The organism is Microbacterium sp. 10L49, assembly GCF_056395125.1.
In genome coordinates this window covers 548843-566739 of record NZ_JBFTIW010000003.1, presented here as the reverse complement: position 1 = coordinate 566739, position 17897 = coordinate 548843, and the positions used below count along the sequence as shown (strand labels likewise).

Genomic DNA, 17897 nt, shown 5'->3' with positions numbered 1-17897 from the left:
GCCCGCGCCACGGACCAGGGGTCCGGATCACCCCAGGACGGCGGCCGCCAGCGCCGCCAGCCGGGTGGCCGGATCGCCTGCGAGCTCCAGGATCCGCGCCGCGCCGGTGAGCTCCTCGTCGTCGGTCAGCGCGCGCAGCGCCTCATCCATGGCCTCGCGCAGCTCAGGGTCTTCCTCCTCGGGCACGGTGATGCCGTCGTCGAGCCCGAGGAGCACGAGCAGGTCGACCTCCGCCATCGCTTCCGCAGCGAGCGGGGCCTCGCGCCGGAACAGCTCCGCGGCTCGCGAGGACCGGCCCAGGTCGTCGAGCGCGGCGAGATAGGCGAGGAAGTCGAGCGGCCCGCGCTCGGCGATCACGGATCCGGCGAGTTCCGGGTCGAGGAGCCGCTCCGCACTGATCCGCAGCTGTGCGACGAGAGATCCGGATCCGCTTCCCTCGTCCACGAACTCGAACGGATCCGGGAGGACGACGAACTCGGGATGTGCGAGGGAGACGTCGGAGATCAAGGTGCTCTTGCCGGTGGCGTGCGTGCCGGAGACGACGATGCGCATGTCCGGAGTCTACGGATCCGCAGGTGCTGCAAGGGCCGCTGCGGGCTGCCGCAGGGGCCGCTGCAGTCACCGCGGGGGTTGCAGCGGCCGCGGGGCGCGGGGCTGCAGGTGGGATGCCGCCGGGGCCGTAGCCTGAGGAGATGACGGACATCGCCTGGTCGGACGGACGCTGGACCCACGAGCCCGCAGCGCTCGCCGAGGATCAGGGCGACCTCGTCGTCACCGCCGTCGAAGGCAGCGATGCGTGGCGGATCACGTCGTACGGGTTCGTGCACGACAGCGAGCACGCGCTCGTGGTGCCGTTCGCCGTGGACACGGCCGTGGAGGTGGAGTTCACGGCGGCGTTCTCCGCCCAGTTCGACCAGGCGGGAGCGTTCGTGCGCGTCTCGGACGAGCGCTGGGTCAAGGCGGGCGTCGAATTCGCCGACGGGCGGCCGCAAGTGGGCGCCGTGGTCACCGACGGGATGTCGGATTGGTCACTCGCCCCGGTACCGGAGTGGGCCGATCGTCGCATCCTCGTGCGGGTGAGCCGTGGTACGGACGCGCTCACGGTGCGCGCCGGAATCGTCGGCGAGCCGCTCCAGCTCGTGCGCGTGCTGCCGTTCGCGTCGTCGCTCGTCGCGGAGGCGGGGCCGTTCGTGTGCGCGCCGACGCGGGCCGGTCTCGCCGTGCGACTGCACGCCTGGCGTGTGGTCGAGGCCGACGGCTCGCTGCACTGATCCGTCGCCGGCGCGAGACGCGTCGGTGCGGCCTTCCGATCGGCGGGAACGTGATTCCTCGTGGGGCGCGGAATACCCCTGGGGGGTATATGGTTGTGACCATAGGATACCCGGACGGGGTATCGAACGGAGGAGATGACATGACCACCACCGAGTACCAGGTGACCGGGATGACCTGCGGGCATTGCGAGATGTCCGTGCGCCGGGAGGTCGGCAAGATCGCCGGCGTCGAAGGCATCGAGGTGAGCGCGTCGACCGGCCGCCTCGTGGTGACGTCCACGACGGGTCTCGATGACGCGAGTGTCTTCGCCGCGGTCGACGAGGCCGGCTACCGGGCGGTTCACGCCTGATGAACGCCGCGGGACGACTGGGCCTCTACGGCGCCGGGCTCGCGGCGGCGTTCGCCGTGGCGTTCGGCGCCGCGGCACTCGTCGCCCCGCGCGACGCCGCACCGCAGAACACCATGCACGAGGAGGAGACCGAGATGGGCCAGCACGACGCGCACGGATCCGGCGCACAGGGATCCATGGACCACAGCGCGCACGCGGCGGCGGGGGAGAGCCTCGCAGGCGTGTCCCTCTCTGCCGGCGGGTACACGCTCCCTCCGGTCTCCGCGCCTGGCGCTGTGGGGGAGCTGGGGGCGCTGAGCTTCCGGATCCTCGACGCCGCAGGCGCCCCGGTCACGGCCTACACGCCGCAGCACGAGAAGGATCTGCACCTGATAGTCGTGCGCAGCGACGGCACCGGGTTCCGGCACGTGCACCCCGTGCTCGACACCGCCACCGGCACCTGGAGCATTCCCTGGGCGTGGGACGCCGCCGGGACGTACCGGGTCTTCGCGGACTTCGCGGCCGCGGGTGCGGATCCGGTCACCCTCACCCGCACGATCGACATCGCCGGCCTGTTCGCGCCCGTCGTCCCCGCGACGAGCACCCGAGCGAACGCCGACGGCTTCGACGTCAGCATCGACGGCTCTCTCGAGCCCGGATCCGCCTCCGTGCTGACCGTGACGGTCCGTCGCGACGGCGCTCCCGTCACCACGTTGCAGCCCTACCTCGGCGCCTACGGGCACCTCGTCGCGCTGCGCGAGGGCGACCTCGCCTACCTGCACGTGCATCCGGAAGGCGCGGCTCCGACGCCCGGCGCGACGTCGGGACCCGACGTCCGTTTCTCCGCCCACGTGGGCACTGAGGGCCGCTACCTGCTCTACTTCGACTTCCAGGTGGAGGGAGCCGTGCACACGGCCGCCTTCGTCCTCGACACGACGACGCGCGCCCACTGACCCGGCGCGACCGACCTGCAACGAAAGGAGACGCACCCATGAACGCGAACAGCGTGGAGCTCGAGATCGGCGGGATGACCTGCGCCTCCTGCGCGAACCGCATCGAGAAGACCCTGAACAAGCTCGACGGGGTCACCGCTGTGGTGAACTACGCGACCGAGAAGGCGAAGGTGTCGCTGCCGGACGGGTTCGACCCGTCCACGCTCATCGCCCAGGTCGAGGACATCGGCTATTCCGCCGTGCTCCCGAAGCCCGCGCTCCCCGAGACGGCCGAGGGGCCGGATCCGGAGACCGATGACCCGGAGCTGCGCTCTCTGCGCACCCGGCTGCTGGTCAGCACGATCCTCACGGTGCCCGTCATCGCGATGGCGATGATCCCCGCGCTGCAGTTCACGTACTGGCAGTGGGCGTCGCTGGCGCTCGCCGCACCCGTGATCGTGTGGGGCGCGTGGCCGTTCCACCGTGCCGCGTGGCTGAATCTGCGTCACGGGGCCGCGACCATGGACACGCTCATCTCGATGGGCACGCTCGCCGCGTTCGGGTGGTCGCTGTACGCCCTGTTCCTCGGCGCCGCGGGCATGCCGGGGATGCGGCACGAGTTCTCGCTCACCCTGCAAGCCGGTGATGGCAGCGGCAACATCTACCTCGAGGTGGGTGCGGGCGTGACCGTCTTCATCCTGGCCGGACGGTACTTCGAGAAGCGCTCCAAGCGGCGTGCGGGCGCGGCGCTGCGCGCACTGCTCGAGCTCGGCGCGAAGGATGTGGCGGTGCTGCGGCCTTCGGCGGGCTCAGGGAAGGAAGAGGTGCGGATCCCGATCGCGCAGCTCGCGGCCGGCGACGAGTTCGTCGTGCGTCCGGGTGAGAAGATCGCCACGGACGGCGTCGTCGTCTCCGGATCCTCCGCGGTGGACGCGTCGATGCTCACCGGTGAATCCGTGCCGGTCGAGGTCGGCGCGGGCGACGCGGTGGCCGGAGCGACCATCAACGCCGGCGGGCGCCTAGTGATCCGCGCGACGAGGATCGGATCCGATACGCAGCTCGCGCAGATGGCCCGACTCGTCGAAGACGCCCAGACCGGCAAGGCCGAGGTGCAGCGCCTCGCGGATCGGATCAGCGGCGTGTTCGTGCCGATCGTGATCGCGATCGCCGTGGTGACGCTCGGCGCCTGGCTCGGAGCCGGCTTCCCCGCCACGGCGGCGTTCACCGCCGCGGTCGCCGTGCTCGTGATCGCCTGCCCGTGCGCCCTGGGCCTCGCCACCCCGACTGCGCTGCTCGTGGGTACAGGGCGGGGCGCCCAGATGGGGATCCTGATCAAGGGTCCGGAAGTGCTGGAATCCACCCGCCGCGTGGACACGATCGTGCTCGACAAGACCGGCACCGTGACGAGCGGCCGCATGGAGGTCACGGGCGTCATCGCGGAGGAGGGGGTGGATCCTGCCGAGCTGCTGCGTCTCGCTGGTGCGCTGGAGAACGCGTCCGAGCACCCCATCGCGCAGGCCGTCGCCCGTGCTGCGACGGCGGCTTCGGCCGCTCGGGCACTCGACGGGACGACCGCGGATCCGCTTCCCGAGGTCGACTCCTTCCAGAATCTCGAGGGCCGCGGTGTGCAGGGCATCGTCGACGGGCACGCCGTGCTCGTCGGCCGGGAGGCGCTGCTCGCGGACTGGGCGCAGCGCCTGAGCCCCCGGGTCGCGGCCGCGAAGGCCGAGGCCGAAGCGGGAGGCAAGACCGTCATCGCGGTCGGGTGGGACGGATCCGCCCGCGGCATCGTCGTGATCGCCGACACCGTGAAGCCCACGAGCGCCGACGCGGTCGCCCAGCTCAAGCGCCTCGGCCTCACGCCGATCCTGCTCACCGGCGACAACGAGGCGGTCGCTCGGCGGATCGCCGCGGAGGTCGGCATCGACGAGGTGATCGCCGAGGTGCTGCCCGAGGGCAAGGTCGACGTGGTGACCCGGCTGCAGGCCGAGGGGGGTGTGGTGGCGATGGTCGGGGACGGGGTGAACGATGCTCCTGCGCTCGCCACGGCCGACCTCGGCATGGCGATGGGCACGGGAACCGATGTCGCGATCGAGGCGAGCGACATCACGCTCGTGCGGGGCGACCTGCAGGCCGCGGCCGACGCGATCCGGCTCTCCCGGCGCACGCTGGGCACGATCAAGACGAACCTGTTCTGGGCCTTCGCCTACAACGTCGCCGCGATCCCCGACCTATAGACCGTGCTCAGGGGGACGACTCGTAAATGGGGAGGGCGGGGCGACCGGTCAGGCGCCGTGCCAGAAGATCGCGATCCCGGCGTTCAGCACGGCGAGGGCGCCGATCGTCCAGAAGGCCGTGGCGGTCGGCCGGCCGGCGCGCTCCCGCGTGATGACGACGCCGAAGGCGCCGCCGATGGCGAGGGCGACCACCAGCTTCACCCCGAGCTTGAGGTAGTCGAGTTGCACGCCGGCGGGGAAGGGGATCGCGAGCAGCAGTCCCGACGCGATCATCACCCCCAGCCCCGTGCGGAACAGGGTCGTGGTGACGTAGCGTCGCCGCACCGCCTGCGCAGCCCAGCCGCCGAGCAGCAGAGCGAAGCCGACGAGGTGCACGAGCACGAGGAACTCGCGCAGCACGGTCAACAGGTCCATGAGGTCTCCGTTCGGATCGGTCAGAGCGCGGCGGTCTTGCCGCCGTCGACGGGCAGCACCACGCCGGTCACGAAGGAGGCGGCGGGTGAGGCCAGCCAGGCGACCGCCTCGGCGACCTCCTCGGCCCGCCCCATCCGCTGCATCGGGATGAACCGGCCGATGCGTTCGCGCACCTCCGCGGGCTGGTCGAGCACCGAGCCCGACGCGATCGGCCCCGGTGCGACGGCGTTCACGCGCACGCCCCGGGCGGCCTCGTCGAGCGCCGTGGTGCGGGTGAGGCCGACGACGCCGTGCTTGGCGGCGGCATAGGCCGACATGCCGGGGGCTCCGCCGATGCCGGCGGTGGAAGCGACGTTCACGACGGCCCCACCGTCGCGGATCGCAGCGAGCTCCGCGCGCAGGCACCGGGACAGACCCAGCAGGTCGACCGCGAGCACGCGGGCGAACTCCGCGTCATCGATCTCGGTGAGCGGACGCGGCAGGTGCGCGATGCCGAGGTTGTTCACTGCGACGTCGATGCCCGCCGGGGCGTGCGCGGCGAGGAACTCGGCCAGGGGACCCGCATCGGCGGCGTCGAAGGCGGCGGCCTCAGCGTCATGACCGTCGCCGCGCAGAGCGTCCGCGAGTGCGGCCAGCGGATCCGCTCGGCGCGACACGAGGAGCATCCGATGTCCCTCCGCAGCGAGCCGCCGCGCGACGGCCTCGCCGATGGCGCCGTTCGCACCGACGACGAGTGCGGTGCTCATGACGCGTCCTCCGCACCCACGGCGCGCGGACCTCGCCGCGGCCGGTCCCGGGGCAGCAGGAACGAGGCCGCGATCAGCCAGGCTCCGCCGCCGAAGCGCACGATCGGCAGCAGCGCCTGCAGCGGGTCGATCACGAGCGAGAGGAAAGACACCTCGCCGGCGGCCGCGAGCACGAGCCCGGCCAGCGCGAGCCAGCGCGGGATCAGCCGCAGGATGAACGCCGGCACGGCGATGCCGGCGATCAGCAGTCCGATGCCCACGGCGTAGCCGACACCGCCGAGCCCGAAGGCGAGTCGCCCGAGGGGCGCGGCGCTGCCGGGATCGGCGGCATCGGGACCGGAGGCGAGCGCCCAGGTCACGAGGGCCGAGACGAGCAGCAGCAGTGAGGCGCCGATCCCGCCGTACAGGCCGATGACCGGGCCGGGGACACGCACGCCGAGGCGCAGCTGGCGGGCGTAGATCGAGGCGGCGAGGATCCCCAGCGGCACGGCGGCGCCGAGTTGCAGAGTGGCCGCGATGCGGATCGGCAGGGCGTGGGCGGTGTACCAGCTCGCGGCGTCGGCGGCGGAGGCGAACGGCGCAGGAACCGACCCGGTGCCCACGAGCAGCACCACGACGCCGGCGATGGTCAGGGCGAAGGTGACGATCGCGAGCGGGCCCAGCGGGGGCCCGCCGGGGCGACGGGAAGCAGTCGAAGAATCGGTCATGCCTGAAATGATGCATGGCATGAATGATTCTGTCAAGAGGACTATGCTGGACCCATGGATGCCGCTCGCCGACCCGCACGCACGGGGTTCCTGCTGTCCCAGCTCGGCGCATTCGCCTCCGCGCGATTCGCCGAACTCGTGAAGCCGGCCGGCCTCACCCCGGCGACGGCCGGCGTGCTGCGGATCCTGATGCAGAACCCGGGGCTCAGTCAGCGGGCGCTGGCGGACCGGCTCGGCGCCGTGCCCAGCCGGGTGGTCGTGCTCGTCGACACTCTCGAGGCGGCCGGCCTGGTGTCGCGGACACGCGATCCCGACGATCGCCGCCACCACCGCCTCGATCTCACCGAGGAGGGCCGTGCCACTCTGCGGACCCTCCGCGCGGCGGCGGAGCAGCAGAACGCCGACGTCCTGAGCCCTTTGGATCCGGCCGAGCGCGAGGCGTTCGCCGCCCTCGTGACCCGCCTCGCCGCCGCGCACGGACTCGATCCCGAGGTGCATCGCGGATACGGCGGCGGAGGTCGCACCGACTGACCCGGCCCGGCAGAAAGTTCCCGCACCCCCTACCGATTCACCGAATCGATTCGATACCATGGGAAACGGCCTGCCGTGACCGATCACGGCGGGCCTTGCTTCGTCCCCCGCCGATCCCCGCCCGAAGAGTTCCGCATGTCCACGTCCCTCACCACCGGCCGCCCCTGGCGCGTCATCCTGGCCTTCGCCGTCCCCCTGCTGATCGGCAATGTCGTGCAGCAGCTCTACCAGTTCGCCGACGCGATCGTCGTCGGCCGCCATCTCGGCGTCGACTCGCTCGCCGCCGTGGGCGCGACCGGCAGCCTGATCTTCCTGCTGATCGGCTTCGCATGGGGACTCAGCAGCGGCTTCGCGATCCCGACCGCGCAGGCATACGGCGCGGGCGATCACGCCGCGGTGCGACGGTCGGTCGCCACGGGCACGCTGCTGACCGCCGCGACGAGCATCATCATCTCGGTCGGCGCCCCGCTCGTGACCGCGCCGCTGCTCGCCCTGCTGCAGACGCCCGAGGTGCTGATGCCCGAGGCGACCGTGTTCACTCAGGTCACCTTCATCGGCGGCAGCACGATCATGTTCTTCAACTACCTCTCCGCGGTGATCCGCGCGATCGGCGACTCGCGCACCCCACTCGTGTTCCTCACCGTCTCCTGCGCGCTGAACATCGTGCTCGTGATCCTCATGGTCGGCACGTTCGAATGGGGCGTCGCGGGCGCCGCCTGGGCCACCGTCGTCGCGCAGGGCGTCTCGGTCGTGCTGTGCCTCGTGTACGTGTGGCGCAAGCTCCCGGTGCTGCATGTGCACCGCGCCGACTGGCGGGTCACCCGCGACGACATCGTCCAGCACCTGCGCCTCGGCCTCCCGATGGGCTTCCAGGCCTCGATCATCGCGATCGGCACGATCACCGTGCAGGTCGCGCTGAACATGCTCGGCCCTGTCGCCGTCGCCGCATACACGACCGCCTCCCGCGTGGACAGCATCGCGGTCGCGTTCCTCGCCTCGATCGGACTCGCCGCCTCGATGTACGCGGCGCAGAACCTCGGCGGACGTCGGCCCGACCGCATTCGCCGCGGCGTGACGCAGGCGATCTGGATGGCCGTCATCACGGCCGTCGTGCTCGGAGCGCTGCTGGTGCTGTTCGGATCCTCGATGGTGCGCGTGTTCATCGGCGACGGATCCGACGAGGTCGTGCGCCTCGCCGCCCTCATGCTGCTGATCAACGGTGTCAGCTACACCGCGCTCGGAGTGCTGTTCGTGCTGCGCGGCGTCCTGCAGGGCCTCGGGCACACGCTCATCCCGACCGTCACCGGCGTGATCGAGCTCGTGATGCGCGTCGGGGCCGCCGTCGTGCTCGGTGCCCTCATCGGCTACCCCGGCGTCGCGCTGAGCAACCCGCTCGCCTGGCTGGGCGCGGCGGCGCTGCTCATCCCCGCGTACGTGAAGGCGCATCGCGAACTGGCGCGGATGCCCGTGGATCCGATCGAGGTCACCCCGACCACGGCGATCCCGGTCATCGGCCCGACCGACGGTTCCATGGTCGTCGACGCCGTCATCACGGCCTCCGTTCCGGTGGTGAGGGCGAAGCCTCGGCTCAAAGTCGGACGGCGCTGAGGGCGGACCGGGGCTGACCGCGAACCCCGCACCGTGCTCCGATCGCCGCCGGGCGCTTGCGGTGAGAGCGTGCGGTCGAGCACTCTGGAGTTCTTGGGGGGACCGTCGGCGTGCGAGGAGCTCCCCCATATGACCCAGCGGATCACCCCCAACATCTGGTGCGACCATGCTGCCGAGGAGGCCGGGGCCTTCTACGCGTCGGTGTTCGACCGCACCACTTCGCGGGTCGTCGCGCGCTACCCCGTCGACGGACTGCCGGAGTTCCAGCGCTCGTTCGCCGGGAAGCCGCTCACCGTGGACGTGGAGATCGACGGCTACCGGATCACCTTGATCAACGCCGGATCCGAATTCGCGCCGAACCCGGCGATCTCGTTTCTGTTGAGTGTGGATCCGCGCCGCTTCGACGATGAGAATGCCGCGCGGGCCTGGATCAACCGCACCTGGACCAGACTCGGCGAAGACGGCCTCGTGCTGATGGACATCGGGGAGTACTTCTTCAGCGGTCTGTACGGCTGGGTCGAGGATCGTTACGGGGTCAGCTGGCAGCTGAAGCTGATGGACCGCGATGCCGAGCCCGCGCCGCTGATCACCCCGATGCTCGTGTTCGGCGGGCCCGTGCGGAACAGGTCGCAGGAGGCGATCGGGCTGTACGGCGAGCTGCTGCCGCCGTCGGGGATCACCCGTCAGGTCGAGTATCCGGTGACCGAGCCTCCGCACGTCGACGAGCCGATCATCTACTCCGAGTTCCTGCTCGCCGGGCAGCGCTTCGCGGCTTTCGATTCTCCCGTCGACAGGGACTTCACGTTCACTCCCGGGTTCTCATTGCAGATCGACTGCGACGGACAGGAGAAGATCGACCGGATCTGGGAGGCGCTCAGCGCCGTGCCGCAGGCCGAGCAGTGCGGCTGGCTCGTGGACCGGTTCGGCGTGAGCTGGCAGGTCGTGCCCGCGAATCTCGGCGAGCTGATGCAACGGCCGAACGCGTACGAGCACTTGATGCGTATGGGACGGATCGTCATCGCCGACCTCTGAGCCGCCCGGACCCCGGCCGCTCTGCCGGCGCCGGATCCCCTCGTTCGGGTCGCGATGACTTCGTTCAGGTCGCAATATCTGCTGTTTCCGGCGGCTGGGAACAGCAGATATTGCGATCTGAACTCGAGGATCGCGACCTGAGCCGGATCCGGGAGCGCGGCGAGCGGGTTCAGCGGATGGCGAGGAAGCCCAGCACCGCGCTCGCCACGGCCAGCACGGCGAGGACGATCGCCGGGGTCGCCGTCTCCTTGCGGCGCAGGTGCACGACGACGGCGCCGAGCATGATGACTGCGAGACCGGTGCCGGCGAGCGGGGTGAGGATCGGGGCGATCCCGGTCGCGAGCGGCAGGATGAGCCCGATCGCGCCCACGACCTCGAGGGCGGCGATCGCCTTGATCGAGCCTGCGGAGAAGTCCTCGGTCCAGGCCATCCCGCGCTCGGCGAGCACCGGCTTCGGGGTGATCAGCTTCATGCCGCCGCCGCCCAGCATGGCGAGGGTGAGCAGCGCGTTGACGATCCACAGGGCGATCAGCATGAGGTTCCTTCTTGTTATCGATCGTTACCTTGTTACGATCAGTAAGTAAAGGATGGAGCATCGTGGAGACGCGTACAAAAGGCACATCGGTGTCACCGGCGCACAGGGGCAGAACCGTGAGCGAGCCGGCGCCCGCCGCGCCTGCGGATCTCTCCGAGTACGAGCGCTCGTGCGAGGGGCAGCCAGGCGGTCCCGAGGTGGGGCGGATGATCCGCGAGGTTCTCGACCGGGTAGGGGACAAGTGGTCGCTGCTGGTCGTCGCCACCCTCGGCGACGACGTGATGCGGTTCAGCGACCTGCTCCGGCACATCCCCGGGATCTCCCAGCGCATGCTCACCCTGACGCTGCGCCAGCTCGAGCGCGACGGGCTCGTGATCCGCACCGCCTACGCCGAAGTCCCGCCACGGGTGGAGTATCGGCTCACGGCTCTCGGCAGCACCTTCGTCGAGATCGCGCACACGATCGCACAGTGGGCGATCGCCAACCACGCCACGATCGAGCAGTCCCGCGCCGACTACGACGCGCGCTGACGTCCGCTCGCAGCCCCTCAGGGTTTCGAGGCGCGCAAATGGCTGGATCCGGGCCGGATCCACAGCAAAGTGCGCGCTCTGAAACGACAGGGGAGCGGCCCCTCAGCGGTGGTCGCGGTCGTGGTGCTGGCCCGACTCGTCGCCGCTCGCGATGCGCTCGGCCTCGCGGGCGCGCAGATCCACCCGGCGGATCTTGCCGGAGATCGTCTTCGGCAGCTCCGGCACGAACTCGATGATCCGCACCCAGAGGTGCGGGGAGAGCTGGCCTCGGGCGTAGGCGAAGATCGAGCCGGCGGTCGCGGTGAGGTCGTCGTGCGCCGACGCGGTCAGCAGCACATACGCCTTCGGCACCGCGAGGCGGGTCGGATCCGGGCTCGGCACGACCGCCGCCTCCATGACGTCCGGGTGCTCGAGCAGCACCGACTCGAGCTCGAAGGGCGAGATCTTGTAGTCGGACGCCTTGAACACGTCGTCCGCGCGTCCGACGTACGTCAGGTACCCCTCGGCGTCGCGGGTCGCGATGTCGCCCGTGTGGTGGAAGCCGCCCTCGCGTGAGCGCGCGGTGGCATCGGGATCCGCGTAGTACCCGGCCATGAGCCCGAGCGGGCGCTCCGCGAGGTCGAGGCAGATCTCGCCCTCGGCCACGCCATCCGCGTCGCCGTCCACGCGCGCCCCGGTGACCGGATCCACCAGCACCACCGGATAGCCGGGCAGCGGGCGACCCATGGATCCGTCCTTCACGACCTGGCCCGGCGAGTTGCCCACGCAGGCCGTCATCTCGGTCTGCCCGAAGCCGTCGCGGATCGTGCCGCCCCAGGCCTGGCGCACGCGACCGATGACCTCGGGGTTCAGCGGTTCGCCGGCGCCGACGAGTTCACGCGGCGGGTGCGGGAGCCGGCCCAGATCGGCCTGGATCAGCATCCGCCACACCGTCGGCGGCGCGCAGAACGTGGTGACGCGGTGCTGCTCCATGACCTCCATGAGTGTGTTCGCGTCGAAGCGGTCGTAGTTGTAGACGAACACGGTGGCCTCGGCGAGGAACGGCGAGTAGAAGCTCGACCAGGCGTGCTTGGCCCAGCCGGGAGAGGAGATGTTCAGGTGCACATCGTCCTCGCGCACGCCCAGCCACCACATGGTCGACAGGTGCCCGACCGGATACGACACGTGCGTGTGCTGCACGAGCTTCGGCCGGCTGGTCGTGCCCGAGGTGAAGTACAGCAGGCTCGTGTCACCGGCCGGGGTGGGACCGTCGGGTTCGTAGTCGTTCTCGGCGTCGTTCGAGCCGGCGAAGTCGTGCCAGCCGGCGGGCGCCGCCGCGCCAGACGTGTCGGGCACGGCGATGCGCTCGATGTCTTCGGGCAGCTCGGAGACGCGGTCGGCGAGGGATCCGAGCGTCACGATCGCGCGTGCCTCGCCCTTCTCCGCGCGGTAGGCCAGATCCGCGGGGGAGAGCAGCGTCGAAGTGGGGATCGCGACCGCCCCGACCTTGGTGAGGCCGAGCATCGTCTCCCACAGGTCGATCGTGTTGCCGAGCATCACGATCACGTGGTCGCCGCGGCGGATCCCGAGGCCCTGCAGCCAGTTCGCGACCTGGTTCGAGCGGCGCGCGAGCTCGCCGTAGGTCCAGCTTCTGCTCGTCAGATCGGCCGAGACGATCTGCACCGCAGGCCGGTTCGGCGTCTCGCCGGCCACGACGTCGAACCACTCCAGGGCGAAGTTGAACTCCGACAGCGCGGGCCAGTGGAAGACCGCGCGGGCGCCCGCGTAGTCGGTGGCGTGCGCGAGCAGCAGGTCGCGGGCGGAGCGGATCGCGGCGGTCGCGGCGGTGGCGGGGCGGGGCTGGCTCATGGAGCCATCTTCGTCTGGATCCCGCGGATCAGCGCGCCTGATCGCCGTTTCGAAGCGCGCGAATGACCCTTCCCGGCCTCGGGTCACGGCAATTCGCGCGCTTCGAAACGGGGCGGCCCGCCGCGGCGACGCTCGATACGCTGGCAGGGACCCTCTGCATCCGCTGAACGGAGACCCATGAGTGCCCCCTCGAGCCCGCTGTTCGTCCCCATCGGCAATGAGCCGCGCGACTACGCCTGGGGCCGGGTGGACGGCGTCGCGGGCGTGCTCGGGACCGCGGGCACCGGCGGCCCGGAGGCGGAGCTGTGGCTCGGCGCGCACCCCCGATCCCCGGCGCGCACCGTCGCCGGCGAACCCTGGACGACGCTGCTGGACTGGGAGAACGAGAGCGGCTCCCGCCTGCCGTTCCTGCTCAAGATCCTCGTGTCGGGCGCGCCCCTGTCGCTCCAGGCGCATCCCACCCCGGCCCAGGCCGAGGCCGGATTCGCCGATGAGAACGCCCGTGGCATCCCTCTCACCGCCGCGCACCGCAACTACAAGGATCCCTATGCCAAGCCCGAGCTGATCGTCGCCCTCGAGGACGGCTTCGAGGCGCTGTGCGGCTTCCGTCCCGTCGCCGAGATCCTCGCCGATATGGACGCCCTCGCGGCGCGTTCCGGATCCGACTCGCTGGCGCCCTGGCGCGAGGAGCTGGCCGGCCCCGACGGGCTGCGCGCCGGGTTCTCCTGGCTGCTGGCCGGCGGTGCGGCCGTGGACCTCGCCGTCGCCGCGCTCGTGGCCGCGGCGTCGGGTGACGGCCGCTTCGAGCTGATCACGCGCCTCGCCGAGGCCTACCCCGGCGACCCCGGCATCGCGGTCGCCCTGATGCTGCACCACATCACGCTCGCCGCGGGGGAGTCGCTCTGGCTGCCCGCCGGCAACATCCATGCCTATCTGCGCGGAGCCGGCGTCGAGCTCATGGGCCCGAGTGACAACGTGCTGCGCGGCGGGCTCACCCCCAAGCACGTCGACACCGCCGAGCTCGAGCGCGTGCTGACCTTCACCGCGTCGGAGGACGACCACCTCGTCCCCGTCGAGATCGCCGAGAACGTGCGCAGTTACCGGCCACGCATCCATGCCTCCGGCGCTGACGTGCCGTTCGAGCTGATCGCGGTCACCGGCGCCGCCGCGATCGCGCTGGCCGGCCCCTCGATCGCGATCGCCACGGACGGATCTTTCGCCCTCTCCGCCGGCGAGGCGGCGGTCGAGGTGCCACGCGGTGCGGCCGCGTTCGTCAGCCGCGCGGCCGACGTGCAGGTCGTCGGATCCGGTCGGCTCTGGATCGCCACCGCGGGCTGACGCGACGTCCGCGCGAGCGCGCGGCGTTTCGTCGCTTCGACTCGCTGCGCTCGCTCAGTGCGGCGCTCGGCCGGCCTCGCCCGGTCCCTGAGCCTGTCGAAGGGCGCTCGACGACCCCGCGGGAAGCGTCTTCGCGGCGCGGAACCCCGTAACGTATTACCGTGAATCACCCCGTCTCCCGTCGCCTCCTGGGACTGTCCGTGCAGGAGTGGGCCCTCGTCGGGATCACCATCATCTGGGGCGGCACGTTCCTCGTCGTGCACACGGCGATGCAGCATTCCGGGCCGTGGTTCTTCGTGGGGTTCCGGTTCCTCGCGGCGGGGGTGTTCGCCGCGGCCGTCTTCTGGCGCTCGCTGCGCGGCATGACCTGGCGCGAGCTCGGGGCCGGCGCGGCCATCGGCGCCGCGATCTACGGCGGCTACGGGCTGCAGACCGCGGGCCTGCAGACGATCGACTCCAGCACCAGCGCGTTCATGACCGCGTTCTACGTGCCGCTCGTGCCGCTGCTGCAGTGGCTGGTGCTGCGCAAGCCGCCGAGGGCGCTGACCCTGGTGGGGGCGGGCCTGGCGTTCGTGGGCCTGCTGCTGGTGGCCGGCATCGGATCCCGCGGCATCCAGCTGGGCGAGGGCGAGATCCTTACCCTCATCAGCACGCTGCCGATCGCGGGGGAGATCATCCTGATCAGCCTCTTCGGCGGGCGCTTCGACGTGGGGCGGCTGACGGTGGTGCAGCTGCTCACCGCGTCGCTGCTGGGCTTCGCGACCATGCCCGCCGTCGGCGAGGCGATCCCCGCCTTCGACCCGGTCTGGCTGTTCGCCGGTCTCGGCATGGGCGTCGCGAGCGGACTGATCCAGCTCACGATGAACTGGGCGCAGCGCTCGGTCTCCGCGACCCGCGCGACCATCATCTACACCGGCGAACCGGTGTGGGCCGGGGTGGTCGGGCGCATCGCGGGGGAGCGGATCCCGCCGCTCGCGATCCTCGGAGCGGCCCTCATCATCGCGGGCACCCTGCTCAGCGAGCTGCAACCGCGCCGCAAGGACGGGCGCACCGTCGAGGATCCCGATCCGGATCTCGATGCGGATGCGGGCGATCCGGATCCGGATGCGCCGGAGCCCGCCTCCCGAGCGGGCGCCTAGGATCCCGCGCGTAGACTGGCAGGGTCCGCCCGTCCATCGGGGCGGCCGTAGAACCCGTCGAAGCGGTTGCTGAGGCCTGGTCCCCGAGACCGCGCGACGGGCTCGAAGCACAGGGACCCGAGGATCCGTCATGCCCGCCACCCGCACGTTCCAGCTGCGCACGATGTCCATGGGCACCGTGCAGCTCGCGCGCGCCGTTTTCGCCGCCGTCGCGGCGCTCATGATCACGTTCACCGCGAACCACTCGGCGGTCGTCGGGCTCTCGGTGTTCAGCGGTTTCGCTCTCGTCACGGCGCTGATCCACATGCTCGCCGCATGGCTGGTGGCGCCCGCGGGCTGGCGCTGGCCGCACGTGCTGCTCGCCGTGATCTCCGTCATCACCGGCATGGCCGGGGGAGTGCCCGCGTGGCGCTCCACGCCCCTGTTCTTCGTCGTCGTGATCGCGTGGGGTGCGCTGAGCGGGCTCGTCGAGCTCCTCGCCGGGCTCCGTGCCCGCCGTCAGGCCCGCGCCGGGACCGCGCCGGCTCCCGTCGCCGACGGCGCCCGCGACGGGATCCTGATCGGATCTCTGAGCCTGGCGCTCGCGGTCGGTCTGCTGTGCGTGCCGACGACCTATGCGCTCAACTACTCCATCGCCGAGGCCGGCTCGTTCACGCTGACCGGGATCACCCTGGCCGTGGGCATCTTCGGCGCGTACGCCGCCGTCGTCGCGGTGTTCCTCGGCATCGCAGGGCTCAGCCCCCGCTCCCGCTCCACTGGTTCGGGCATCGACACCGCCGGCACGGCGCCGGCCGAGAACGAAGGATCCGCATGACCGAGAAGACCAGGCGCAGGGATCTGTTCCGGCCGGTGCAGCTGATCGGGCTGTCGCTGCTGTGCGGCGTCTTCGCCGGCGTCGTCACACTGATCGCCACGGGCGCCTTCACCGACAAGGTGATGCGCGCCGTCGACAAGGGCACCTACGCGGCCATCCCGCCGTGGAACCTCGCCTTCATCGTGACCGGCGGGATCTTCATCGCGGCCCTGCTGATCCTCTCGATCCTGATCCTCGCGGTGGATCCGGCGGACTTCACCAAGACCCACGACCGCCCGGTGCTCTATGACAAGGTCGACGACACCGCAGCCGCGCCGGGAACGACGGGCACGGTCGATGCCGACTCGGACGATGCATCCGGATCCGCGGAGGGCGACGCGCCGAAGGCGTAGTCGACCGGGAATAGCCCGGATCCGGAACGCCTTGACCCCAGGGTGAGCATGACGATCGATCGCGCCTCTGTCGGACTCCGATCCGATCGCGGCCCGGTGCTGCTCTCGCTCATGCTCGCGATGGGTCTCATCGCGATGGATGCGACGATCCTCGCCACGGCCGTGCCGAGCGTGGTGCGCGATCTCGGCAGCTACCAGCAGTTCCCCTGGCTGTTCTCGATCTACCTGCTCGCGCAGGCCGTGAGCGTACCGATCTACTCCAAGCTCGCCGACACGGTCGGCCGCAAGCCGATCGTGCTCTTCGGGATCGCCCTGTTCCTGGTCGGATCCATCCTGTGCGGACTCGCGTGGAGCATGACCTCGCTCATCCTGTTCCGATTGGTGCAGGGGCTCGGCGCAGGGGCCGTCGGGCCGATGGTCGCGACCATCGTCGGCGACATCTACACGCTGTCCGAGCGCGCCGTCGTGCAGGGATACATCGCCAGCGTCTGGGCGCTGTCCTCGGTGATCGGCCCGGCGCTGGGCGGGTTGTTCGCCCAGTTCGACGCCTGGAGGCTGATCTTCTTCATCAACATCCCGCTCTGCCTGATCGCGGGATGGATGCTGGTGAGGCATTTCCATGAGCAGATCGACAAGCATCGGCATCGGATCGACTACCTCGGCGCGGGGCTGCTGACGATCGGTCTGACCGGCATCATCCTCGGCATCCTCGAGGGCGGCAACGCCTGGGCCTGGCTGTCGGTCCCGAGCCTGGTCTGCTTCGTCGGCGGTGCGCTGGCGCTCGTGGCCTTCGCGCTCGTGGAGCGCCGCGCGGCCGAGCCGATCATCGACCTGCGGCTCATCTCGCGCCGCCTCATCCTCACCACGACGCTCGCCTCGCTCGCGATCGGCGCCCTGCTCACGGGCATCACGAGCTTCGCGCCGGCGTATCTGCAGGGTGCGATCGCGGTGCCGCCGCTGCTGGCAGGGCTCGCGGTGGCCGCGCTCACCCTGGGCTGGCCGCTCTCGGCCGCCAACGCCGGGCGGCTGTATCTGCGGCACGGGTTCCGCTTCACCGCGCTGATCGGGGCGTCGATCGCCGTGCTCGCCGCGATCGGGCTGGCGCTGATCGGGCCGTATCCGAACGCCTACACGCTCGCCGCGGTCGCCTTCGTGATCGGCTTCGGCCTGGGCTGGACGGCCGCGCCCACGCTCATCGTCGCGCAGGCATCCGTCGGCTGGGGCGAGCGCGGCGCGGTCACCGGGATGAACACGTTCGCCCGTTCGGCCGGCAGCGCCGTGGGCGTGGCCGTGTTTGGCGCGATATCGAACGCGATCATCGCCTCCGGCGGCGGATCCGAGGACCCGGCGACCGTCGTGCACGCCTCGACCTGGGTGTTCATCGCGGCGGCCGTGACCGCAGCGCTCATGCTGGTGGCGATCCTCGCGATGCCGAAGGACCGCGCCGGCGAGCACTCCGGCGCGCCCGCAGCCGCACCCGCCGAGGCCTGAGTC

At 71.0% G+C, this 17897-nt stretch carries 19 protein-coding genes; 13 read left to right on the top strand and 6 right to left on the bottom strand.

The window, feature by feature from the left end; genetic code table 11:
- Positions 1–27: 27 nt before the first annotated feature.
- Positions 28–552, bottom strand: coding sequence for a DEAD/DEAH box helicase family protein (locus AC1DCT_RS10505; RefSeq protein WP_477429037.1), 525 nt, complete (start codon positions 550–552; stop codon positions 28–30).
- A gap of 140 nt (positions 553–692) precedes the next feature.
- On the opposite strand from AC1DCT_RS10505, the gene AC1DCT_RS10500 reads away from it, so the two are divergent.
- The 4 genes from AC1DCT_RS10500 (at position 693) to AC1DCT_RS10485 (ending at position 4769) form a co-directional block, all read left to right on the top strand.
- A complete protein-coding gene (locus AC1DCT_RS10500) occupies positions 693–1271 on the top strand; it encodes a DUF1349 domain-containing protein (RefSeq protein ID WP_441978171.1) in 579 nt (192 codons plus the stop codon).
- Between the two features lie 140 nt (positions 1272–1411).
- Positions 1412–1621 carry a heavy-metal-associated domain-containing protein gene (locus AC1DCT_RS10495; RefSeq protein ID WP_440732609.1) on the top strand — a complete coding sequence of 70 codons (210 nt, stop codon included), beginning with the start codon at positions 1412–1414 and terminating at the stop codon, positions 1619–1621.
- Positions 1621–2553, top strand: a complete 933-nt coding sequence (locus tag AC1DCT_RS10490) for a heavy-metal-associated domain-containing protein (RefSeq protein WP_441978173.1) — start codon at positions 1621–1623, stop codon at positions 2551–2553. Before AC1DCT_RS10495 ends, AC1DCT_RS10490 begins: the two co-directional genes overlap by 1 nt.
- A gap of 38 nt (positions 2554–2591) precedes the next feature.
- Complete coding sequence (locus AC1DCT_RS10485; protein ID WP_477429035.1) at positions 2592–4769, top strand: heavy metal translocating P-type ATPase; 2178 nt, start codon at positions 2592–2594, stop codon at positions 4767–4769.
- Between the two features lie 48 nt (positions 4770–4817).
- On the opposite strand, the gene AC1DCT_RS10480 is transcribed toward AC1DCT_RS10485, so the two are convergent.
- From AC1DCT_RS10480 to AC1DCT_RS10470, 3 genes are read right to left on the bottom strand one after another with little or no spacing between them, the layout of a single operon-like run.
- Positions 4818–5183 (bottom strand): Fe-S protein, encoded by a 366-nt coding sequence (locus AC1DCT_RS10480; protein ID WP_477429033.1) that lies wholly within the window; start codon positions 5181–5183, stop codon positions 4818–4820.
- A gap of 20 nt (positions 5184–5203) precedes the next feature.
- Positions 5204–5929 carry an SDR family NAD(P)-dependent oxidoreductase gene (locus AC1DCT_RS10475; RefSeq protein ID WP_477429031.1) on the bottom strand — a complete coding sequence of 242 codons (726 nt, stop codon included), beginning with the start codon at positions 5927–5929 and terminating at the stop codon, positions 5204–5206.
- A complete protein-coding gene (locus AC1DCT_RS10470) occupies positions 5926–6636 on the bottom strand; it encodes a hypothetical protein (protein ID WP_477429029.1) in 711 nt (236 codons plus the stop codon). Before AC1DCT_RS10470 ends, AC1DCT_RS10475 begins: the two co-directional genes overlap by 4 nt.
- A 54-nt stretch (positions 6637–6690) precedes the next feature.
- Here AC1DCT_RS10470 and AC1DCT_RS10465 point away from each other — a divergent pair, with 54 nt between their 5' ends.
- From AC1DCT_RS10465 to AC1DCT_RS10455, 3 genes are all read left to right on the top strand, one after another.
- Complete coding sequence (locus tag AC1DCT_RS10465) at positions 6691–7167, top strand: MarR family winged helix-turn-helix transcriptional regulator (protein WP_477429027.1); 477 nt, start codon at positions 6691–6693, stop codon at positions 7165–7167.
- Positions 7168–7302: 135 nt separating this feature from the next.
- On the top strand, positions 7303–8775 hold the full coding sequence (locus AC1DCT_RS10460) for an MATE family efflux transporter (protein ID WP_440732602.1): 1473 nt from the start codon (positions 7303–7305) through the stop codon (positions 8773–8775).
- Positions 8776–8904: 129 nt separating this feature from the next.
- The gene (locus AC1DCT_RS10455; RefSeq protein WP_477429025.1) at positions 8905–9807 is read left to right on the top strand and encodes a VOC family protein; all 903 of its coding nucleotides are present in this window, start codon (positions 8905–8907) and stop codon (positions 9805–9807) included.
- A gap of 169 nt (positions 9808–9976) precedes the next feature.
- Here AC1DCT_RS10455 and AC1DCT_RS10450 read toward each other — a convergent pair whose 3' ends face one another.
- On the bottom strand, positions 9977–10342 hold the full coding sequence (locus AC1DCT_RS10450; protein ID WP_441978179.1) for a DoxX family protein: 366 nt from the start codon (positions 10340–10342) through the stop codon (positions 9977–9979).
- 116 nt (positions 10343–10458) lie between these two features.
- Here AC1DCT_RS10450 and AC1DCT_RS10445 point away from each other — a divergent pair, with 116 nt between their 5' ends.
- On the top strand, positions 10459–10872 hold the full coding sequence (locus tag AC1DCT_RS10445; protein ID WP_477429023.1) for a winged helix-turn-helix transcriptional regulator: 414 nt from the start codon (positions 10459–10461) through the stop codon (positions 10870–10872).
- A 102-nt stretch (positions 10873–10974) separates the two neighbouring features.
- On the opposite strand, the gene AC1DCT_RS10440 is transcribed toward AC1DCT_RS10445, so the two are convergent.
- A complete protein-coding gene (locus AC1DCT_RS10440; protein WP_477429021.1) occupies positions 10975–12720 on the bottom strand; it encodes an AMP-binding protein in 1746 nt (581 codons plus the stop codon).
- Positions 12721–12897: 177 nt separating this feature from the next.
- Between AC1DCT_RS10440 and manA the strand changes: the two genes are divergently transcribed.
- The 5 genes from manA (at position 12898) to AC1DCT_RS10415 (ending at position 17894) form a co-directional block, all read left to right on the top strand.
- Positions 12898–14058 (top strand): mannose-6-phosphate isomerase, class I, encoded by a 1161-nt coding sequence (gene manA, locus AC1DCT_RS10435; protein ID WP_477429019.1) that lies wholly within the window; start codon positions 12898–12900, stop codon positions 14056–14058.
- Positions 14059–14219: 161 nt separating this feature from the next.
- A complete protein-coding gene (locus AC1DCT_RS10430; protein WP_477429017.1) occupies positions 14220–15197 on the top strand; it encodes a DMT family transporter in 978 nt (325 codons plus the stop codon).
- 130 nt (positions 15198–15327) lie between these two features.
- Positions 15328–16011 (top strand): acyl-CoA synthetase, encoded by a 684-nt coding sequence (locus tag AC1DCT_RS10425; RefSeq protein ID WP_477429015.1) that lies wholly within the window; start codon positions 15328–15330, stop codon positions 16009–16011.
- A complete protein-coding gene (locus tag AC1DCT_RS10420; protein WP_440732594.1) occupies positions 16008–16403 on the top strand; it encodes a hypothetical protein in 396 nt (131 codons plus the stop codon). Before AC1DCT_RS10425 ends, AC1DCT_RS10420 begins: the two co-directional genes overlap by 4 nt.
- Positions 16404–16451: 48 nt before the next feature.
- The gene (locus AC1DCT_RS10415) at positions 16452–17894 is read left to right on the top strand and encodes an MFS transporter (protein WP_440732593.1); all 1443 of its coding nucleotides are present in this window, start codon (positions 16452–16454) and stop codon (positions 17892–17894) included.
- The last annotated feature ends 3 nt before the right edge of the window (positions 17895–17897 follow it).

Bases quoted from the DNA above. Each gene is read 5' to 3' on its own strand.
- AC1DCT_RS10505 (WP_477429037.1), bottom strand. From the start codon at position 552: ATGCGCATCGTCGTCTCCGGCACGCACGCCACCGGCAAGAGCACCTTG.
- AC1DCT_RS10500 (WP_441978171.1), top strand. From the start codon at position 693: ATGACGGACATCGCCTGGTCGGACGGACGCTGGACCCACGAGCCCGCA.
- AC1DCT_RS10495 (WP_440732609.1), top strand. From the start codon at position 1,412: ATGACCACCACCGAGTACCAGGTGACCGGGATGACCTGCGGGCATTGC.
- AC1DCT_RS10490 (WP_441978173.1), top strand. From the start codon at position 1,621: ATGAACGCCGCGGGACGACTGGGCCTCTACGGCGCCGGGCTCGCGGCG.
- AC1DCT_RS10485 (WP_477429035.1), top strand. From the start codon at position 2,592: ATGAACGCGAACAGCGTGGAGCTCGAGATCGGCGGGATGACCTGCGCC.
- AC1DCT_RS10480 (WP_477429033.1), bottom strand. From the start codon at position 5,183: ATGGACCTGTTGACCGTGCTGCGCGAGTTCCTCGTGCTCGTGCACCTC.
- AC1DCT_RS10475 (WP_477429031.1), bottom strand. From the start codon at position 5,929: ATGAGCACCGCACTCGTCGTCGGTGCGAACGGCGCCATCGGCGAGGCC.
- AC1DCT_RS10470 (WP_477429029.1), bottom strand. From the start codon at position 6,636: ATGACCGATTCTTCGACTGCTTCCCGTCGCCCCGGCGGGCCCCCGCTG.
- AC1DCT_RS10465 (WP_477429027.1), top strand. From the start codon at position 6,691: ATGGATGCCGCTCGCCGACCCGCACGCACGGGGTTCCTGCTGTCCCAG.
- AC1DCT_RS10460 (WP_440732602.1), top strand. From the start codon at position 7,303: ATGTCCACGTCCCTCACCACCGGCCGCCCCTGGCGCGTCATCCTGGCC.
- AC1DCT_RS10455 (WP_477429025.1), top strand. From the start codon at position 8,905: ATGACCCAGCGGATCACCCCCAACATCTGGTGCGACCATGCTGCCGAG.
- AC1DCT_RS10450 (WP_441978179.1), bottom strand. From the start codon at position 10,342: ATGCTGATCGCCCTGTGGATCGTCAACGCGCTGCTCACCCTCGCCATG.
- AC1DCT_RS10440 (WP_477429021.1), bottom strand. From the start codon at position 12,720: ATGAGCCAGCCCCGCCCCGCCACCGCCGCGACCGCCGCGATCCGCTCC.
- manA (WP_477429019.1), top strand. From the start codon at position 12,898: ATGAGTGCCCCCTCGAGCCCGCTGTTCGTCCCCATCGGCAATGAGCCG.
- AC1DCT_RS10425 (WP_477429015.1), top strand. From the start codon at position 15,328: ATGCCCGCCACCCGCACGTTCCAGCTGCGCACGATGTCCATGGGCACC.
- AC1DCT_RS10420 (WP_440732594.1), top strand. From the start codon at position 16,008: ATGACCGAGAAGACCAGGCGCAGGGATCTGTTCCGGCCGGTGCAGCTG.
- AC1DCT_RS10415 (WP_440732593.1), top strand. From the start codon at position 16,452: ATGACGATCGATCGCGCCTCTGTCGGACTCCGATCCGATCGCGGCCCG.